The 18,381-nt window shown below is 60.1% G+C and carries 17 protein-coding genes; 7 read left to right on the top strand and 10 right to left on the bottom strand.

From position 1 onward, the window contains the following. Positions 1-123: 123 nt before the first annotated feature. Positions 124-1,295, top strand: a protein-coding gene (locus ASF00_RS08300; protein WP_156348245.1) for an IS3 family transposase whose coding sequence is annotated in 2 segments (ribosomal slippage) — positions 124-388 and positions 388-1,295 — 1,173 coding nt in all. Because the reading frame shifts where the segments join, the coding sequence is not laid out codon by codon here. Between the two features lie 489 nt (positions 1,296-1,784). Here ASF00_RS08300 and ASF00_RS08310 read toward each other — a convergent pair. From ASF00_RS08310 to ASF00_RS17945, 4 genes are all read right to left on the bottom strand, one after another. After that, positions 1,785-3,260, bottom strand: a complete 1,476-nt coding sequence (locus ASF00_RS08310) for a sensor domain-containing diguanylate cyclase (RefSeq protein ID WP_055876909.1) — start codon at positions 3,258-3,260, stop codon at positions 1,785-1,787. 724 nt (positions 3,261-3,984) lie between these two features. Beyond that, the gene (locus ASF00_RS08315) at positions 3,985-4,626 is read right to left on the bottom strand and encodes a TorF family putative porin (protein ID WP_235516971.1); all 642 of its coding nucleotides are present in this window, start codon (positions 4,624-4,626) and stop codon (positions 3,985-3,987) included. Between the two features lie 98 nt (positions 4,627-4,724). Beyond that, positions 4,725-5,174 carry a hypothetical protein gene (locus ASF00_RS08320; protein WP_055876914.1) on the bottom strand — a complete coding sequence of 150 codons (450 nt, stop codon included), beginning with the start codon at positions 5,172-5,174 and terminating at the stop codon, positions 4,725-4,727. A 92-nt stretch (positions 5,175-5,266) separates the two neighbouring features. Next, complete coding sequence (locus tag ASF00_RS17945; protein ID WP_321163344.1) at positions 5,267-5,419, bottom strand: DUF465 domain-containing protein; 153 nt, start codon at positions 5,417-5,419, stop codon at positions 5,267-5,269. A gap of 426 nt (positions 5,420-5,845) precedes the next feature. On the opposite strand from ASF00_RS17945, the gene ASF00_RS18405 reads away from it, so the two are divergent. Together ASF00_RS18405 and ASF00_RS17950 are read left to right on the top strand one after the other, a co-directional pair. After that, a complete protein-coding gene (locus ASF00_RS18405) occupies positions 5,846-6,130 on the top strand; it encodes a hypothetical protein (protein ID WP_146168893.1) in 285 nt (94 codons plus the stop codon). Between the two features lie 190 nt (positions 6,131-6,320). Next, positions 6,321-7,112 carry a hypothetical protein gene (locus ASF00_RS17950; RefSeq protein ID WP_082463307.1) on the top strand — a complete coding sequence of 264 codons (792 nt, stop codon included), beginning with the start codon at positions 6,321-6,323 and terminating at the stop codon, positions 7,110-7,112. Here ASF00_RS17950 and ASF00_RS08325 read toward each other — a convergent pair. Together ASF00_RS08325 and ASF00_RS08330 are read right to left on the bottom strand one after the other, a co-directional pair. Further along, positions 7,102-7,935: a MipA/OmpV family protein gene (locus tag ASF00_RS08325; protein ID WP_327196355.1), complete on the bottom strand. Its 834-nt coding sequence runs from the start codon at positions 7,933-7,935 to the stop codon at positions 7,102-7,104. The two genes, ASF00_RS17950 and ASF00_RS08325, sit on opposite strands and share 11 nt — an antisense overlap. A gap of 161 nt (positions 7,936-8,096) precedes the next feature. Then, entirely contained in the window at positions 8,097-9,074 is a 978-nt protein-coding gene (locus tag ASF00_RS08330) for a TerC family protein (RefSeq protein WP_055876917.1), read from the bottom strand. Between the two features lie 638 nt (positions 9,075-9,712). On the opposite strand from ASF00_RS08330, the gene ASF00_RS08335 reads away from it, so the two are divergent. Then, complete coding sequence (locus ASF00_RS08335) at positions 9,713-11,269, top strand: MFS transporter (protein ID WP_055876920.1); 1,557 nt, start codon at positions 9,713-9,715, stop codon at positions 11,267-11,269. 182 nt (positions 11,270-11,451) lie between these two features. Further along, the gene (locus ASF00_RS18410; RefSeq protein WP_156348246.1) at positions 11,452-12,024 is read left to right on the top strand and encodes a hypothetical protein; all 573 of its coding nucleotides are present in this window, start codon (positions 11,452-11,454) and stop codon (positions 12,022-12,024) included. Positions 12,025-12,107: 83 nt separating this feature from the next. Here the strand turns inward: ASF00_RS18410 and ASF00_RS08345 are convergent, their stop codons facing one another. Then, a complete protein-coding gene (locus tag ASF00_RS08345; protein ID WP_055876926.1) occupies positions 12,108-13,013 on the bottom strand; it encodes a LysR family transcriptional regulator in 906 nt (301 codons plus the stop codon). Between the two features lie 89 nt (positions 13,014-13,102). On the opposite strand from ASF00_RS08345, the gene ASF00_RS08350 reads away from it, so the two are divergent. Beyond that, positions 13,103-13,972: an aldo/keto reductase family oxidoreductase gene (locus ASF00_RS08350; protein ID WP_055876937.1), complete on the top strand. Its 870-nt coding sequence runs from the start codon at positions 13,103-13,105 to the stop codon at positions 13,970-13,972. Positions 13,973-14,053: 81 nt separating this feature from the next. After that, positions 14,054-14,614, top strand: a complete 561-nt coding sequence (locus tag ASF00_RS08355) for a DUF1993 domain-containing protein (protein WP_055876940.1) — start codon at positions 14,054-14,056, stop codon at positions 14,612-14,614. Between the two features lie 1,192 nt (positions 14,615-15,806). Here the strand turns inward: ASF00_RS08355 and ASF00_RS18415 are convergent. From ASF00_RS18415 to ASF00_RS08365, 3 genes are all read right to left on the bottom strand, one after another. Beyond that, the gene (locus ASF00_RS18415) at positions 15,807-15,998 is read right to left on the bottom strand and encodes a hypothetical protein (RefSeq protein WP_156348247.1); all 192 of its coding nucleotides are present in this window, start codon (positions 15,996-15,998) and stop codon (positions 15,807-15,809) included. Between the two features lie 462 nt (positions 15,999-16,460). After that, positions 16,461-17,384, bottom strand: a complete 924-nt coding sequence (locus ASF00_RS08360) for an alpha/beta hydrolase (protein WP_055876943.1) — start codon at positions 17,382-17,384, stop codon at positions 16,461-16,463. 79 nt (positions 17,385-17,463) lie between these two features. Continuing rightward, positions 17,464-18,381, bottom strand: coding sequence for an alpha/beta hydrolase (locus ASF00_RS08365; RefSeq protein WP_055876946.1), 918 nt, complete (start codon positions 18,379-18,381; stop codon positions 17,464-17,466).

The raw sequence follows: 18,381 nt of genomic DNA on the forward strand, positions 1-18,381 counted from the left end.
CTTCAATGTTGCCATTTAGCGGCCCGATGTGTGGCAAACCGGATCGTAATCACTGTTGTGTGAGCTGCCCCCTTCTGAGCGGTCCATCGACTATGAGAGTCTGGATCAAGGAAGGGACGACGAATGCCTGCGAAAAAGCACAAGCCGGAAGAGATCATCGGGAAGCTGCGTGAAGTTGAAATCGTCCTGGGCCAGGGCGGGACGACGGCCGAGGCGTGTCGGCGGATCGCGGTCAGCGAGCAAACCTACTACCGCTGGCGCAAGGAATATGGTGGTCTGAAGACGGATCAGGCTCGCCGGATGAAGGACCTGGAGAAGGAGAACCTGCGGCTGCGGCGTGCGGTCTCCGACCTGACACTGGACAAGCTGATCCTGCAGGAGGCGGCACGGGGAAACTTCTAAGCCCCGCGCGGCGCCGACGCTGCATTGACCACGTGAAAGAGGTGCTGGATGTATCCGAGCGGCGGGTGTGTCGCGTGCTCGGGCAGCATCGGTCGACGCAGCGCAAGGTGCCGTGTGGGGCAGATGACGAACAGGCGCTGACTGAGGACATCGTTGCGCTGGCCGGGCAGTATGGACGCTACGGTTACCGCCGGGTGACCGCACTGCTGCATGCCGCTGGGTGGTCGGTGAACCACAAGCGCGTCGAGCGCATCTGGCGGCGTGAGGGCCTGAAGGTGCCACAGAAGCAACCCAAGCGTGGCCGGCTGTGGTTGAACGACGGCTCGTGCATCCGGCTGCGACCGGAGTATCCGGGGCATGTCTGGGCATACGACTTTGTCGAAGCGCGAACGCACGACGGGCGCAAGTTTCGTATCCTCACGATCATCGACGAGGCCAGCAGGGAATGCCTGGCGCTGATCGTCGCACGTCAGTTGAAGCACGAAGACGTGCTGGCGGCGCTTGCCGAGCTGTTCATCGCGCGGGGTCCGCCAGCGCATATTAGGTCGGATAATGGCAGCGAGTTCATCGCTACCGCGGTTCAGAAATGGCTTGGGCAGGTCGGCGTGAAGACGCTGTACATTGCACCGGGCTCGCCATGGGAGAACGGTTACAACGAGAGCTTCAATGGTTCGCTTCGCGACGAGCTGCTCAACGGAGAGATCTTCTACAGCCTCGCCGAGGCAAGAGTGCTGATCGAGGCGTGGCGGCGTCACTATAACACCGTCCGACCACACAGTAGCCTGGGCTATCGACCTCCCGCGCCAGCAGCGGCGACCCCGCCATTGCCAGCCTCCAGTTCCGCTTCGCTCCACCTACGCCCGGCAATGGCGGCGGAGTCGACAATGCACTAACTATCTATCTGGACCACCCGGTGGGGGCTGCTCACTTTACTGATGCACAGGCGGATCCATTCGCGACCTGTCACAAGGGTCGTGAGCGAGCCGCAAACCAGCCGGTAAAAGCTGAGATTGCGACAGCCGGCACAGCGAGGACGCAGCACATTGCCAGGCCGATTACCCAGAGCGAGATAGTCCCAGCGTTGAGCCATATCACAGGAAGCTGGGCAAACGTCAGGATAACTCCTGCCATCCACCCCCTCGTCTTGAACGCTGCCCCTGCTAGCGCAGCTAGGCCCAACGAGGACGGGTACCAGAGACGCCAGTAGGCGTCGGCATCCCAGGGTTCCGCCGCGCCTGTCACCCAGCAGACGAAAAGCCAGTACAGGACACCGGATACCAGCAAGACGGGGATCTTCATCAGTCCGGTGCTCATCGGCTCATTGTCACATGCAAAATGCCTGAATCCTATTCTCGCCAACCAGGTGCCGGGGTCAAAGCAGATTATCGCGGCTCACCAACCAAACTTTGGATATGGGCGCTGTTGCCTGCAATAGCGCCCGTGCCTCGCTGCATCCGCTTCGCGCGGTACAGAGCCTCATCTGCCTCTTTAAGCAACGAAGCCCGATCGACATAACTTGCGCCATAGACACAGGCTCCGATCGTCGCAGACACCGTTATAACGCTACGGTCGTCAGGCACGGCGTAGCGTAGGTCTGCGAGCAATCGCGCGATGTCTTGGACGAGTTCTTCGTGCGTACGCCGTCCGCGTAGGATCAGCACGAACTCGTCCCCGCCCAGTCGGGCGATGGAGTGATCGCCCAGATACTGTACTGCTTGCAGCTTGGCGGCCATCACCTGCAAAACCTTGTCCCCTGTCGCATGGCCAAGCCGGTCGTTGACCTCCTTGAACCGATCCAGATCGATGATTGCGATAGCAAGCGGTGCGCCTTCCCGGGCGCGATCGAGCGCAGCTTCCAATTCTTCGTTAAAAGCGCGTCGGCTTGGTATGCCCGTCAGTTCGTCGGTTCGAGCTACCGCAACCAGACGGCGCTCGAATTGGTACCGGTCCGTGATGTCCTGGATCACTCCCATGACGGCGACACGCTTACCGGCGCGCTCATCGATCTCACCCAATGTGCGCACGCGACGGGGCCGCCCCTGCGCATCTGTGAAGTTCAGCTCCAGATCCCATGCAGTCCCTTGCCGCACACAGCGGTCTAGCGCTGCTTCCAACTTGGCACGATCGTCTTCGAGGTAGAACTGCATAGCTAGGGCAAGCTGCGCTTGCGAGCCCGGTGCCAGGCCGTGGATCGCGTAGGTCTGATCGGACCAGTGTATCCGTCCGCCTTCAAGCTCGAGGCGCCACGACCCGATCCTTGCCATGCGTTCGGCGTGCTGGAGCAGTCTGTGCGTGCGGGCCATGTCACCGAGGGCCTCCTGGCGATCAAGCGCCAGCTGTAGGTTCTCTTTGCTGGTCCGGCGCGCCTCAAGCAGCGCTTCGACGACCCGCGCCATACCGGCGAGTATCTCCAGCTTTTCGCGAGTCGGATCCTGCGGTTTGTCGTCAGCCACGCACAAGGTGCCGATCGGCAGCGCGGCACCTCCTCCTGGTGGTGTCACTCGCAACGGCACGCCTGCATAGAAACGCACAAAGGGTGTTTCCACCACCATAGGATTGGTTGCAAAGCGCGGGTCTTCGCGCGTGTCCGCAATGACGAGCAGATCGTCGGCAGCGATCGTATGGGTGCAAAAAGACACATCTCGTGGTGTCTCGCTAGCCTCAAGGCCGCACGCTGCCTTGAACCACTGCCGGTCCGCGTCAACTAACGAAACGAAAGCGAACTTGCAGCCAAAGAGGTGCCGCGCCCCTACAGCGATGGCGTCGAACTCGGCTTCAGGGGGAGTGTCGAGCATATCGAGAGCACGAAGCGCGTCCAGCCGCGCTACCTCGTCGACTATGCCGGTTAGGTTTACCATGGGGGACGGTAGCATAAGTGAGGTTGGCATCGGGTTAACGGCATGTACAGGGTCGGTACATCGCCGCGACTCGTTAATGGCATGGCGGCGACTGAGAGACGCTGGAGCGCTCCCGCTTGATAGGAGCATAAACGTGTCCAACTCGAGCGATCTGAGCACTCTTGTTCGTAACGAAGCGCGCGCGCGGGAACAGGCCGAAGCCAGTAACGACGTTTCAGCTCGCATCGCTCATCTGGCTCGTGCTGCCGGGTACGCCAAAATGATCAAGGCTTTGAAGCCATGATGGACGGCGAAACAACCGCTCAGCGCCTCGAACGTCTAATAACGGTTATCGGTCAGGCTTTGGCGGTCGCGGATGCTGGTGACCAACCGTTGGTAGGCGCGCATCTTCATAAATGCCTTCGAACGGCAATCGCGTTGCGTGCTATTCCCGATAGTTTGTCACGGCCTTTTTAATAGCAATCAGCCCGATATCGTGAAGGCGGCAGCAAACAAGTTCGCTCGCCAGCAAAACTTACCATCCGCGACTTCTAATCCCGCAAACGAACGATGATCGAGACGGATAGGGCGTTCTCGGACTCGATCCCGGTCGATACGATCAGGAGCGCGACGTCAGGCTATTTTTCAACCGCACCGGCCGTTTGTTTAACATATACAGACGGTTCTGCCGAGGCAGATCATATACACATCAGCGTTAATGGGCACTCACTGACCGCGGTAATCGTCAGAACGAAACCTGTACGCGCCCTACGATTCTGTCTCCGGCGTTGCGTTGATCGGCAAACCTGCTGGCAGTGGCGGTGCGGGAGACGTCAGTCCCAATATAATCGACGCCGATCGTCAGACGGTCACGACGATGCTCGAGACCCAGCCGCCAGTTGATGTAACTGCCGCCCGGACGAAGACGCTGCACCCGACTGGGGTCGCGGACGCTGCCGGACGAGTGGCCGACTTCGGCCAGCATCGTCAGCGGCGTACCAGGAATACCGGCATTGGCGTTCGCATAGACATACACGTTGCTGCCACCGATCGCGCGCTGCGACGGCGCGCCGATCACGCCGGCCGTGGCGTAGAGCGGACCATAGGCATAGCTTGCCGATACGCCGGCCTCGACATAGTCCATGCGGCCCCGCGCGCCCGCGAATGCGTGGCCGGTGGCGTCGGTACGGATACGCACCGCACCCAGATCCCAGTCGGTTCCCACCGAAAGGTCGACGACCGCATCGGCGCCACCGTGTCGCACGCTGTTCCGAAGCGTTACCACGCGCGCCGATGCATCGAGCCGGCCGCGCGAGACGCGAATATCGCCCGCTAGCGCGGCACGTCCCTCACTCCAGCTCAGCCCGCGCCGTTCCTCTTCGCTCATCATTTCCAAGGTTACCGACCCGACATCTTGTGCAAACGCGGGCGTGATCAGGCCGCAACTTGCGGCACCGAGCACGCCCGCCAATCGAACGCGCCGGATCATCCTGCGCGCTGCGGACCGTGGATCCGGTCGAGCTCGACGCGCAGCATCTGCTCGTCTTCCTGCGCCAGCTTTACCAGATGCTGCTGCATGTCCGCGGACTTCGTCGCGACCTCCTTCTTGATCGCGCCATGGCTCGCAACGCACCAGCCGGGCCGGGTGCCGGAAATCACCGGTTCGCTGTCGATGCTGCGCACCAGCCTGGTACCCGACGCCGCGACCGCGTGCCGTGCCACTGACATGCTCGCCGCCCAGTCGCAGCGTAGCGACGATGGTCTTCCGCCGGGTGCAACCGCGCCCACCTGCTTGTGCGTGATGACAACGTCACCGCGATATTTGACGGCGACCGGACCGCTGCGGTGATCCACCTGGTTCTGATGATCGACAGTCATGCCGAGGGCCGCCCCGGTAGCAGCAAGCACCAAGCCGGCGGTTAGAAAATAGGCCATATTCGTTCTCCTTTTGCCATCCCGATCCATTCTGATCGGTGAAGCCAATCCTTACGGACGATGATTCTACAACGATGGTTCAGCGTGTCGGTTCAGCTGAACTGCGGCCGCAAGGCGCGTGCGTGCAGGCGGTCCTTCACGTCGAGACGCAACCGCTTCAGCCGAAATAGCCGCAAGGTATCGGGCATGCGTCGCTTCATCTCGACGCGGATCTGCTCATCCAGCCGGGCATGCAACTGGGTCAACTTGTGAGAAAATATAGGCAAAGCCGCTCTCCAACCAACGATTGAACGATCGGATCAGTCGCGATGAAAGGAGGCAAACAGGCCAGGCCTAGACATCGAGATAACCCGATGCGGTCCGACATCACGTTCGTCCTGAGACGACCGCCAGAGGGGCCCGGCCCGCTCCCTCAAGCTAGGGTTTAGCCGGTCAAGGTCAATAGGAGAGCAAATGGATTTGCACGAGTTGACATTAGGACACGGGTCCCCGATGTTACTGGCATGTACGCTCCTGCGACACATAAGCGTTTCCGCGACCACGCCGGCCAACTCGCCGCACGCGCTTAGCCCGAGCTCGCGGCCACTGCCGCTCGAGTTCGGGCTTTATTCGATCTGACCTTTGGGACGCGTTCTGCGCGCCCATGATCTCGAATAAGTGGAAACCGTGTAGTGGAAAACCAAGTCTCGAAATCCGATGATTTGTGTCAGGATGACCGTCAGCATCAAGCTGCCAATCCAGCACCTCAGCCTTTCTTGCGGATGCGACCACAAAGTTTTTTCTCGAACAAATTCGATCTGGAGATTGTAGAAGACTATTCTAAGGCTGATGCCGAAGCCCGGCAGAATGAAGGTAAGGACTGGCTGAGCCGACTTATGGAGCTCAACCTGTTACTTTTAATCGTTTTGGTTGGCGTACCGGTGCTGGTATATTGCGTCTTATCCTCTGCACTTTAGAACACGATAAGATACCGCCTTCGCGTCGCAACCGGGATCGTGGATAAAGGCCTCTGGGTCGTCCCACTGAAGCCTCGGGTAAATGACAATATGTCAGGCGCCCGAGGACCGTTTAAGTACGATAGCGCTGAATGCGAGCGAGTTTCTTTGTGACATTGCAACGCGTAAGCTGATCGGCCGTTGTGGAAAAATGGCAACGAATACCTTACCCCAACGGACCGCGTTCGATCTGCCGCATCTCGCGGTGCTGCTGACAGCAGCGCTTCAAATTCTAACGCCTCTTTTACCGCAGATTGGGATCGGTGAGCCTATCGGATCCCGGTCTCTGGCGGTCCGAACCTTGATAACCCCGGCAGGCTGGGCATTCTCGATCTGGGGCGCGCTCTACCTCGGAGCCACAGTGTTTGCTGTTTATCAGGCCCTGCCCGCACAGCGCCAAAATGCATTGCTTCATCGCCTGCGCTGGCCGGCAGCGGGCGCATTTTTGGGGAACGCACTCTGGGCTGCTTACACACAGCTTTACGGGTTAAGCTTCGTATCGGTTCTGATCATTACCTTCACGCTGACGTGCCTGATCATTGCCTATCGTGCCCTGTCGAATGCGGCGGTGTCGAAAACCGCGTGGTGGTGTGCGTACCTTCCGTTGAGCGCGCTCGCCGCATGGTTGACCGTCGCTACCACCGTCAACATCGCAGCTAGCCTGAGGTATCACGGCATGGAGGGCGGTGCAGCCGCGCCGGTAATCGGTGCAGCGGTGATCGTGATTGCTGGACTCATCGCGGCCACCGTGCTGGTCCGAGGACGTGGCAATCTGCCGTACGCAGCTGTTTTCCTTTGGGCTCTTGCTGCTATCTTCGCTGCAGGTGGCCAAGCTGCAGGACCTATTGCCGTAGCAACCGGCGCTGCCGCGATCCTCGTTATTTCAGGCTTGGTCGCTGGCTACCGGCGTAGGGTATATGCGTCTGATTCAATTAGAGGTTGAACCTAAATCCGTAGCCGAGACCTAGGGTGAATTGGGTCCGGCGCCCACGTTCGCGGACGAGAGGTGAATCGCCTGCGTTCTGACCTAGTTGATCCAGGCCAGTGAAAAGCGTGACGGCGCTTCGCCGGCTCAGGGGACGAATTACGGTACCGCCTACACCGTAGGACAATAGTCCGCCTGACGCAGAATACGGTCTAAGCCCGGACCGTTGCGACTGGACCGCATCGATGCCGAAATACGTCTCGATATACTCGCGGCTTGCCAGCGTTGCGCGAGGCCCGACGTTGATGATGGTCCGTCCCCGGCGCGCTTGGTAAGCAACTGACCCGTCGGCGACAACGCCGTCATGTCCGCCGAAGCCGCGACGAACCTCGATCCGTCCACGCCATGGCCCAGCCCGTTTCTCGACAAAGCCTCCCACCTCAACAGCTGCATCTACGTCGCCGAGGCCGCGTAGCGCGTCACTCCCGCCTGTAATGAGGAACGGCGATCCCCCGCGCTCCTCATCCCGCCCGAAGCGGAGTTTGGCCAGAGGTCCTGCCTTCCACCCGTCCTGGTTCACCACGTTCCAACCCAAACCGTCAGGAATTGAGGCAAAGATCACGTCCTTGTAGTTGATCCGCAAGTCGGGGAAAATCGCCAAGGCCATGTCTCGCGAGCCTTGCCATGCAGGGCTGAGGACTGGCGCGACGCCAACGGTAATGCTCCATCCGGCAGTGCCTGCCTCCAAAGGCCGACCTGCAGGCGGGCCTGGCTTCGGGTCAGTTTGCGCGAAGCCAGGTTGAGCAGAGACTAGCGCGATGAAGGCTAAAACGGCGCGCATCTTGATCCCTATTTTTTGACCATGTTGGTGGACGGCCGGACGGTCATAATCAGCAGCCACCTTATCCCTGTGCGTCTTAAACGCCAGTCCCGGTAAGTAGAGTACGGCTATATCACAGCGTATGACCGGCCCGCTTTCAATGCCGGCGGACGCGTTCAAACTCAGGCCGAGACAGCCGCTCGCGTTTTCCACAGGGACCAGCCGACGCCGCAACCCAGTATTGCAAAGGTTACCGCCAACGACGCTGCGGGCGGGAATTTGGCAAGCCCGAACATATCGGCAACGAAAATTTTCGAGCCGATAAACACCAGCAACGCGGCCAAGGCGTATTTAAGGTAATGGAACCGGTCGACCATTGCGGCGAGCGCAAAATAGAGCGCGCGTAACCCAAGAATAGCAAAGATGTTCGACGTGTAGACGATAAATGGATCCGTTGTGATCGCGAAGATGGCTGGCACCGAATCGACCGCGAAGATGACGTCAGCGCATTCGATCATGACCAGAGCCAGTAGTAACGGCGTGGCGATCCGGCGCATGCGCCCAGTCGCTGGGTCCTGCTCTTTCACCCAGAAACGTTCCCCGTGAAGCTGGTCGGTAACCGGCATGCGCTGGCGAACCCAGCGTAAAACGGGCGAACTGGCTACGTCATATTCCGTGTCTGCAGTCAGCCACATCTTGATACCGGTGAAAACCAGGAAAGCCGCAAAGACGTATAATACCCATTCGAACCGATCGACCAATGCCGCACCAAAACCGATCATCACTGCACGCAGGACAATGACACCCAGGATGCCCCAGAACAGTACGCGGTGCTGATGGATGCGAGGGATGGCGAAGTAGCCGAAGATCATGGCGATGATGAACACGTTATCCATCGCGAGACTCTTCTCGATGACGAAGCCCGTCACGTAGTTGAGGCCGGCAGTAGGCCCGATATACCACCAAATCCACCCGCCGAACGCCAGTCCCAGCGTGATGTAACCTGCTGACAGTGCAAGACTCTCGCGTACCCCAATTTCCCGTTGTCCGCGGTGCAAGACACCCAGATCGAGGATCAGCAACGTTGCGACGATGCCGAGAAATGCCAGCCACATCCAGACAGGCGTACCGAGGAATAACAGGGAAAGCAGCTCAGGCATGGGGACCTCTAACAAACGTGATGACGTGGGGCGGGATTAGCGGTCAAGAGGGCAGGTATCTCGCGAGTGGCTCGCACAAGCGGCCTTTCAGGCCCAACTCAAAGCGCTACAACTGCAGCACAATTGGAGAAGTCGGGGTTCGGCGCGCCATCGCGATACGCGCGCGCTCGTCCAACTGCTGATGGAGCTGTGCCGGTCTGTTCGTTTCCATGCTCAGAGCCTCTTTTCAATCGGTGATCGAAAGATCGGATCATCAACGGCGACAGGAGGCAAAGCGGCCAGGCCTATATCGAGATAACCCGATGCGGTCCGACATCACAATAACCCGAGAGAAATTGTCAGAGGGGCCCGGCCCGCTCGTTCTAGATAGGACACGGTTCGCGGTGATCAAGCGGTTTCACTATTTGATAACGATCGTAGTCTGCGCTCAATCTGCCGCACTTCTCATCCCAAAACATCACGCCGATCGGGAGATGAATTGGTCGAAAACGCCCACTTCTGGACGCTCAGTTTGGCGAGCCGCAAGCCTGAAAGCCATTCGCCAAGCCATGAGCCGCAACGTGCCCCGCCGGCAGGTGCTCTGCTTGCGGCAGGCAAGCCGTGCGGCGTATGTCTCTACTGCTGGTGGGGGGAAATAAATGGCAAATGGCAGTAGCAGCCGCGGAAACTCGGTTGTCGGCGAGCGCTGGCCGCTCTTCTGGGCAGGCTGTGCGGCGATCAGCGTTGGCGTGGCCCTTCACTTACCGATGCTCGCGATGGCTCATACGATGGGCAATCACCTGTCGGGTATGCCTATGGACGGATGGATGTACCTGGGCATGGCGCTGATCGGTATCGGCGTGCCAGCAGCTATATTTGGCGCTTTACCCGAGAAACGGCCTGATCACAGGGCGGGCGCTGGCGTCGCATATGAAGCGCCCGATGATACCCCTCTGACGCGCTCACATGCTGCCGTTCTGCTGGTGCTTACCCTCGGGCTCATCATCGACACTATGAAGCCAGCAACGCTCGGCTTCGTGCTCCCAGGTATGCGTGGCGAGTATGGGCTCGCCAAATCGACCGTTGCCTTGTTGCCGTTCGTTGCCCTTACGGGAACGACGGTTGGCTCGTTTCTGTGGGGGTGGCTTGCGGACATCTATGGTCGGCGTGTGTCGATCCTGTTGTCGACCATCCTGTTCGTCTCGACTTCGATCTGCGGAGCTATGCCTTCCTACAGCTGGAACCTGATCATGTGTTTTCTGATGGGGTGCTCGGCTGGCGGCATGCTGCCCGTCGTCTACACCCTGTTGGCAGAGATCATGCCTCCGCGGCACAGAAGCTGGGTCCTTGTGCTGGTTGGTGGCACGGGACTGGTCGGTGGCTACCTCGCAGCTAGCGGTGCAGCGCATCTGTTCGAGCCCCTGTTCGGCTGGCGTAGCTTGTGGCTGCAGGGCTTTCCCACCGGTTTGCTGCTGCTTGCGATGGCAAGGTGGATACCTGAGTCTCCACGATTTCTGTTGGAACGGGGCATGGACGCCGAGCTGGCTGACATGGCTCGCAAGTTCGGCATCGTCAGGCGTGCGCCACAGGCAGCGCCAGCGGACGCTGGCAGCGCCGCGGCTCACCACCGCGAGTTGACCATCGCCTTGGTGATCACGGCTCTTTCCTGGAGCTTCGTCAACTTTGGCTTGCTGCTATGGTTGCCTTCCGATCTCCAGGATCGAGGCTTCAGTGCCGAGATTGCGAGCGGGATCATCGCCAGCTCAGCACTTGTTGCCCTGCCCACGATCATGATCGCGGCCTTCCTTTACAGCCGGTGGAGCAGCAAGCGCACCCTGATCGGCACTGTGCTTCTCACACTCGCCGGGCTTGCCGGAGCCCTACTGCCGGCACCTACGCTGGCTTGGCCACCCCTGCTCATCGCTGTGATCGCGTTGTTGGTTGTTGGCACAAACGGATTGATCGCCGTGCTACTTCCCTATGCAGCCGAAAACTACGCATTACGCGTCCGTGGACGTGCCACCGGGCTTATCGCGGGGAGTAGCAAATTTGGTGGCGTTGCTGTCCAGCTGGGCGCCTTCGCTGGGCTGATCCCGACGATGGGGGGCGCGGCAATCGCGCTAATTGTACCAATGACGCTGTCAGCGGTACTGATCGGACGCGCAGGAAGAGAGACGCGCGGACGCAGCTTACGCGAGCTGGAAGCAACGGCTTAGCTGTCGGCTCGACATAGGCCTCCGGAGTGTCCTCAGCGGTCAGATATGTGAAAAACCCAGTCGCAATCACGACTGCACGACAAACAGGTGTTTTGCGACATGGCAGGTCACTCGCCTATCACTCAATAGGGGGGATGGCTGGGATGGGTCACGAAGCCGCACATCGTGCTCGCATAGGTTGAATGGCGGATTTTGAGAGAAGCCGCCGTTCACGCCTTGTTGAAGAACGGCGTGAGTTGGTCGTGAGCTGCCGCCGCCGAACTGCCGAGGGCGACCCAGTTGTGAAAGTTCGCGGGGTAATTTCCGCTCCCCAACTTTGGCCCTTCGTTCATCGAGGCGGGGCTCATGCCGCACGCGTTTTACTATGCCAGACGGCCCGCCAGATTCTCGAAAAGGATGGTCGAGCGAGAATAGGCGTGCTCGTAGAAGTGGGTTTGCGGAGCCTGAAGGGTGAAAATGTGCCGAACAATGCGCTGCATATAACCCTTAGGACTCGTGACGTTCTCCGTGCCGTCTTTCCGCCGAACTTGTGGGAGAGGGTGGAACCGACGCTGATGATCGATTGCGGACCGCCGCATATCCATTCTCGAGATCTCGATGGCAAAGCAATGGAGCGCATTTGGCTCGCGACTTTGAAACTATCGGATGGGAGCATCACTGCGTTCGAGAACGCGGTGCTTCTCGCCCAAATTGACTGGCGCGATGTTCTTTTGGGCGCCGGATTCGGGAACGATTTAGACGCTCATATAAAATGAGCAGCCGTAGTAGCGGCCTCATATTTTACCGATTCGACGATTGCGACTTCTGCTCACGCGGAATTTACAAAACTTGAGGTGACCTAGGTTGCAGTTGCTTTGATGAAGTCGATAAACGCGCGCAGCGGGGGCGGCACCAGACGACGGTCCGAATAATAGAGGAAAGGTCCGGAAAACGGCTGCCACCAGTCCTCCAGCACCGGCTCCAACGCGCCGCTTTCGAGATACGGGCGCAGCCAATCCTCGAACAGCGAAATGATCCCGACGCCTGCGACTGCGGCGTCGACGGCGAGATCGGTCGCCCCGCCGACCTGCACGATCAACGGCCCGCGCGGTTCGACGCGGACGATCTCGCCGGAGCGCTCGAACTCCCAGGGACTCGTCAGGGCACCGCTCGCGAACCGTCCGAGCACGCACGCATGTTCCAGCAGGCTTCGGGGGTGATCCGGGCGGCCATGTCGATCGAGATAGGATGGCGCGGCGGCAGTCGCCATCCGCTGGACGCGCGGCCCGATGGGCACCGCGATCATGTCCTGTTCGAGCCGCTCGTCATAGCGGATGCCCGCGTCGCACCCCGCGGCTAGCACGTCGACGAAACTGTCTTCAGCAACGATTTCAAGCCGGATGCCGGGATTTGCGGCGAGAAAACCCGGCAGGAACGCGGGCAGCACGAGCCGCGCGGCGCTGACCGGCACGTTCAGTCGCAGCGCCCCCGCCGCACCGTCCCGGAAGCGCCCGACTGCGTCTAGCGCGGCATCGACCTCGCCGAGTGCCGGGGCCAGTCGGTCGATGAGCCCCGCACCGGCCTCGGTTGGCGTGACGCTGCGCGTGGTGCGGTGGAGCAGGCGGACGCCGAGCCGCGTTTCCAGGCGGCGCACGGCTTCGCTCAGCGTCGAGGCGCTGGTGCCGATCGTCCGCGCCGCGTCGCGAAAGCCGCGCGCTTTCGCGACCGCGAGGAAGGCAGTCAGGTCTCCAAGATCAGCGTCCATCGTTCGGTTTTCCGTACAGCCCGTGCGGATAATGCGAGATTATCGCGCGCTTCGGCAACGTCTATCTGGAGGGGCAAGAGGAGAACGACATGCAGACGATCGAACAGGCAGGCAGCTTCCGGCTCGGTAACCGCACCGTGAGGCGGCTCGGCTATGGTGCCATGCAACTTGCCGGACCCGGCGTGTTCGGACCTCCGCGCGACCGCGACGCAGCACTCGCCGTCCTGCGCGAAGCGATCGGAAGCGGTGTCGACCATATCGATACCAGCGACTTCTATGGGCCGCACGTCACCAACCAGATCATCCGCGAAGCGCTCCATCCCTATCGCGACGGGCTTACCATCGTGACGAAAGTGGGCGCGGTGCGCGGCGATGACGGCTCATGGAACCCGGCGCAGGACGCAGCGGCGCTGACCGCGGCGGTGCACGACAATCTGCGCAACCTCGGCCTCGATATCCTCGACGTCGTCAACATGCGCCTGATGGGTGGCGGTGGCGATCATGGGCCGGCGGAAGGGTCGGTCGAGCCGCAACTGACCGCGCTCGCCGCGCTGCAGGCGCAGGGGCTGATCCGCCATATCGGGCTGAGCAACGCGACGCCCACACAGGTCGCGCAGGCGCGTGGCCTCGTCGACATCGTCTGCGTGCAGAACCAGTACAACCTCGCGCACCGCGCCGACGATGCGATGATCGATGCGTTGGCGGCGGACGGCATAGCCTATGTGCCGTTCTTCCCCTTGGGCGGCTTCAACCCGCTCCAGTCGCAGACCTTGTCCGAGGTGGCCACAAGACTGGACGCGACGCCGATGCAGGTGGCACTGGCCTGGCTGCTGCGGCGGTCGCCCAACATCCTGCTGATCCCCGGCACGTCGTCGGTGGCACACCTTCGCGAGAACCTCGCCGCGGCGGCGCTGGCGCTTCCCGATCAGGAGGTGGCAGCGCTCGACGGCATTGGCTGACGAACGCTTGGCTCCCCGCGACTGGCCTGTGTAGACCGAGCGCGGGATCGACCTGCCGACCCGCAAGAAAAGCGAAGCCCCATGACGCTCTCAGATTTTGTCGTCCCCACCTACATCCATATGCTGGGAGCGTTGTCGCAGTGGCTATCCAAGGCCGAAACACAACGGCCGGACGGGAGCGTCGACGCCCTGCTGGCGGCGCGACTCGCACCAGACATGTTCCCTTTGGCGACCCAGGTCCGGTTTGCGTGCCGACAGGCGCAGGAAGGCGTGTTCCGGTTACTCGAGCAGGAGTTTCCGCCCGCGCTGGAGACTCTGCTCGACGAGGGTCGAAACGCTGGCGAGCGGCCGGGTACGCTCGCGGATGCGCAGGCCCGCATTGTGGAAACGATCGCGGTGGTCGAGTCCGCCGCAGTTAAAGGCATCATTACCGAACCTACCGCATCGATCGCCCATGCGCTGCCAAACGGAATGATCCTCGACCTAACGGCGGAGCAATATGCGCGCGACTGGGCGCTGCCGCAGTTCTATTTCCACGTGGTGACCGCATACTCGATCATTCGAGCGCAGGGCATTGACCTGGGAAAGGCAGACTACGCGTCGCATATGTTCGCCTACCTTCGGCAGAACACGACGTCCTGACGCGCGCATCAGAGGCCACAATCGCTTGGGCGCGCGATGGGGTCGGTTGCGAGAAGACCCACAAGCAGACGCTCAAGCACCTTTCCTCGCTTCCCCATCTTCGGATACTGGTTCGGCTTTGCGAATGACCGATTTTCGAGCTTGGCTATCCGCTCGCGAATATCGTGATGGGGGGAATCGGCCCGACTGCCTGGCCTGACGCAGTTCAGTTAAGCTACGGCGCTACGGATCATTCTTTAACTTGCGCGGCCACGTGGGATCGTAATCTGACGGCTTGAAACGGCGGATTGCTAGCCACAGCCCGATTAGAAGTAGATCGATGGGTAGCATTCGCGGTGAACGCTCGACCCACCATTCAAGGTCGCAATGATGAAAACGGCCAGCGTCAGTATTTTGGCTACTGCCCAAGTAGGCAAATATTCCATCTCTTCGTCTTCACGCTTTGCTGAAACAGGATCCCTCGACCCTTCCGCCAGCACGCTACCTACCGATACGTAAGATTGAATGAACGACCGATTGTAGGAAGATCGCAAGTCGCGCAGAGTGTCTGCAATTCGGGCAGTTTGAACTATACGACTAGATCGAAATTTAGTATATTGGCGGCAATGAAGCTACGTCGCACCGTATAACTTCGTTGTTAAAGATCCGTCTTGCCACATAGCCCTTAAGATTGGCTCGCGATCTTCACCGTAGGGGCAATCATCATACTGCAATTTACCGGTACTGGCTGCGGCCGCCCCAGCAGACGTGCTCTTGTATACTCCAGATCGTTATCTCGCATGGCAACCTCCTTATTACAGAAGATCTTGTTGGCAACGCCTTATGAGATATTTTTGATCCCGATCTATAATTTCGCCGAGGTTATTCGGCTCACGCAAGCTTACTGCGTGCTAGCGTCATCAAGGACATCGCCTATTCTGGAACGGATCGGCATTTGATGTTAATGAAGGTCCTATGACAGGGTATTCATGAGCTATCGCAAATGTCCGCAATGCGGGCGGACTGCCTGGCATAGCGGGTTGGCCCGACCTGTAGGTCGCCGTTCAAGTTCCATATTTTGCATTTCAGATTCGGCCATCCGTATATCAAATCGGAAGCCCAATCATCTGCTTCGTAGATGTGGAGTTAAAAGGTCTACAATCTGGCTGATACAGACTGTAAATTCGTAAAGATCTTTCTCAAGCCCGGTTGCTCAAGCTGTCTCGCCTTCTATGGATAGAGCGTTAATCGCAATTGATATCCAGGCACCTACAACTTTGAGCCCAAGACCATCCGCAAGTTCCAATGCCTGCTCGAGCTTGTCCTTTAAAGTCTCTAACGATTCATTCATAATTATCTCTGTATATTTTTGAAGTCGCAGTGCCTGGATCGGCGTCGGGATCATTTAGAGTCAGCGCATAACTCGGCGAAGGTTTGATCGAACTCGGCGCCACCGTCAGCTATGGCCCCCATTCTTGCGGTCTTCGCGTAAAAGAAGCGACGGAAGGGCTGCCCCGCCCCAGGCTGTACCTGTCCGCAAACAACCTGATGCCTAGAATTCGAGCCTATCACCTCGCGCAATCGGGCGTCCGCCGGCAAGCCAAGCGCGCGCAGTATAACGGTGCGGTCAGAACCCATCCAATCAGACCGTGCTGGGCCTCGGTCGACAAGTCCGGCGGATACGTTGCTGCCTGAGGCATGACCGCCAACTGCCGGGACCGATACCACGCGTACACTATCAGGCTGGAGCCCGACCGGAGGCGGCGAATAAAACACGAATACGGCGACGAGCAGTGCGGTGCAGGTGCCAACAGCCAACATGCCCCACCACAAATGACGCGACCGCGCCATCGTGAGATCATGCATCTTAGGGTCGCTGGATATTGCTAAGGACGCCGAGCCATCCGGGTGCCGCGTTGCTCAGTTCACCGTTTTTAGCGAACGCGGCCGGCCCATCGGCCGTCCCCTGCAACTTCCACATGAACCAGGCGGTGGGATATCCGAGCAAGGGATAAACACCGAGATTGCACGACGCCGGGATACCGCCGCTCGCGCAACCAGGATTGCCTTCGATCTCGGTATGGCCGCCAAGCGCGATCATCCCCATTGCCTTTTCGACCGCATCCGAAGTCGGCTTGTAATAGCCCAGATTAGTCGGCAGGCTTGAGATCACATCGACGTCGCCACCGACATAGAAAATGGAACCACGGGTAACCTTTGAAAGCGCGCCAAGGTCGATCGAACAGTTCGCGACCACGCAGACCGCGCGCAGCGGGGTTTCAATCGGCACGTAGGTCTTGAACGCAGGATCGTTCCGCGAGAACAGCAAAGCCGCGGTCGCCGCACCCTGCGAATGGCCTGCCAGACCGATATTGTCGGGGTCCACCTTCCCGTAGAAGACACTCCCCGGATCGCGGGACTGAGCGAGTAGAAAGTCCTTCGCGTCAGTGACCGTTTCACCCTGCCCCGTCGAGCCGTCGCGCGATCGAATGACAATGAAGCCCCAGCTCGCGAGATGGCGCAGGAAAAAGGCATTCTTCTCCGCCGGGACCGTATCTGCCGTGCCGTTGGCGAAGACAATCACAGGATGCTGAAAGCCGCTGGTCCGTCCCTTGAGCGGGTTGGCGCCAAGGTCAGCCGGATACCAGATGTCGCAAAGATTGCCTTCACGGTCGCAGGCGTGGGTCGAGACGGTTGTCGTCGTGGCCCATGGACCGTCCGCCGCATAATGACGTTCGATCGGCCCCTTGGCCTCGTATGTCGCAGCAGTTGCCGGCTGCATAAGCAGCATCGCGCTTATTGCGCTCAATATTGACCAACGCATCGTTCCGTCTCCTCGAAGAGTAGCGATTAGCTTCCGGCAATTCCTGCTATTTCGTCAGCCAGCCGTGCGCGCCGAACCAGGTAAGCAGCGCTACGCTCCAGCCAGTGCTGGTCGTGCCCGCTTTGCCGTCGAAGCCGAAGCCATGGCCGCCATGTTCGTAGACGTGCAATTCGACCGGCCGCCCGGCGCGGCGCCAGCTGTCGGGTAGTCCATAGCCCTGCTTGGAGAACAGCTCGTCGTCGTTGGCCACCGCAACGAACAGCGGTGGCGCACCTGCGGCGACGGTCGTTGGTGCCATCGAGGGATAAATGGCGGCGAACAGGTCAGGCGTGGTGCCAGGTTCTGCGGTCTTTACCAGATCGACTCCCATGATCGCGCCAGCGGAAAAGCCGAGATAGGCGACGCGGCGTGGATCGACGCCCCATTCCCCCGCACGTGCCCGCACCAGCTTCACTGCCGCCTGCGCATCGGCGAGCGCCGGTGCAGGTGCCGGGATCACGGCACCGCCCTTTGCTCCAGCCATTGCGGCAGCTGCGAAGCGCGCCAGCGCGGCCTGTTTGAACGCGTCCAGTGAGGCCGGTGTCGCATCGATACGGTATTTGAGAACAAAGGCAGCGATGCCATGATCGGCAAGCCAGCGTGCCGGCTTCATCGCCTCGGCCTCCATCGACTCCATCAGGAAACCGCCGCCAGGCGCGATAATGACCGCAGCCCCCGTCGCCTTTGCCTTGTCGGGCAGCACGGGGAGAAGTGTTGCGGTTGCGACGTTGCGGACCGTGGGGCGACCGGCGAGCGTGAACCAGCTTTCCGCCGGCATGCCGAGCACACCGCCAGTGCCCAGTGCAATCGCACCGGTTTGTGGGGGTGTCGCGATCGGTTCGACCGGGATGCCCTGCGCCGTCACCGCCGTGGGGAGGGCAAAGGCAAGGGCAGTGACGAACAGGCTGAAGCGGTTCACGGGCAT

Source organism: Sphingomonas sp. Leaf34 (assembly GCF_001421805.1).
Taxonomy (GTDB): Bacteria; Pseudomonadota; Alphaproteobacteria; order Sphingomonadales; family Sphingomonadaceae; genus Sphingomonas.

Bases quoted from the DNA above. Each gene is read 5' to 3' on its own strand.
- ASF00_RS08335 (WP_055876920.1), top strand. From the start codon at position 9,713: ATGGCAAATGGCAGTAGCAGCCGCGGAAACTCGGTTGTCGGCGAGCGC.
- ASF00_RS08310 (WP_055876909.1), bottom strand. From the start codon at position 3,260: ATGGTAAACCTAACCGGCATAGTCGACGAGGTAGCGCGGCTGGACGCG.
- ASF00_RS08355 (WP_055876940.1), top strand. From the start codon at position 14,054: ATGACGCTCTCAGATTTTGTCGTCCCCACCTACATCCATATGCTGGGA.
- ASF00_RS08330 (WP_055876917.1), bottom strand. From the start codon at position 9,074: ATGCCTGAGCTGCTTTCCCTGTTATTCCTCGGTACGCCTGTCTGGATG.
- ASF00_RS17950 (WP_082463307.1), top strand. From the start codon at position 6,321: ATGGCAACGAATACCTTACCCCAACGGACCGCGTTCGATCTGCCGCAT.
- ASF00_RS08360 (WP_055876943.1), bottom strand. From the start codon at position 17,384: ATGCTGCTTATGCAGCCGGCAACTGCTGCGACATACGAGGCCAAGGGG.
- ASF00_RS08320 (WP_055876914.1), bottom strand. From the start codon at position 5,174: ATGGCCTATTTTCTAACCGCCGGCTTGGTGCTTGCTGCTACCGGGGCG.
- ASF00_RS18415 (WP_156348247.1), bottom strand. From the start codon at position 15,998: ATGATCCCGACGCCGATCCAGGCACTGCGACTTCAAAAATATACAGAG.
- ASF00_RS18410 (WP_156348246.1), top strand. From the start codon at position 11,452: ATGGCGGATTTTGAGAGAAGCCGCCGTTCACGCCTTGTTGAAGAACGG.
- ASF00_RS08345 (WP_055876926.1), bottom strand. From the start codon at position 13,013: ATGGACGCTGATCTTGGAGACCTGACTGCCTTCCTCGCGGTCGCGAAA.
- ASF00_RS08365 (WP_055876946.1), bottom strand. From the start codon at position 18,381: ATGCCCGTGAACCGCTTCAGCCTGTTCGTCACTGCCCTTGCCTTTGCC.
- ASF00_RS08315 (WP_235516971.1), bottom strand. From the start codon at position 4,626: ATGAGCGAAGAGGAACGGCGCGGGCTGAGCTGGAGTGAGGGACGTGCC.
- ASF00_RS08325 (WP_327196355.1), bottom strand. From the start codon at position 7,935: ATGCGCGCCGTTTTAGCCTTCATCGCGCTAGTCTCTGCTCAACCTGGC.
- ASF00_RS08350 (WP_055876937.1), top strand. From the start codon at position 13,103: ATGCAGACGATCGAACAGGCAGGCAGCTTCCGGCTCGGTAACCGCACC.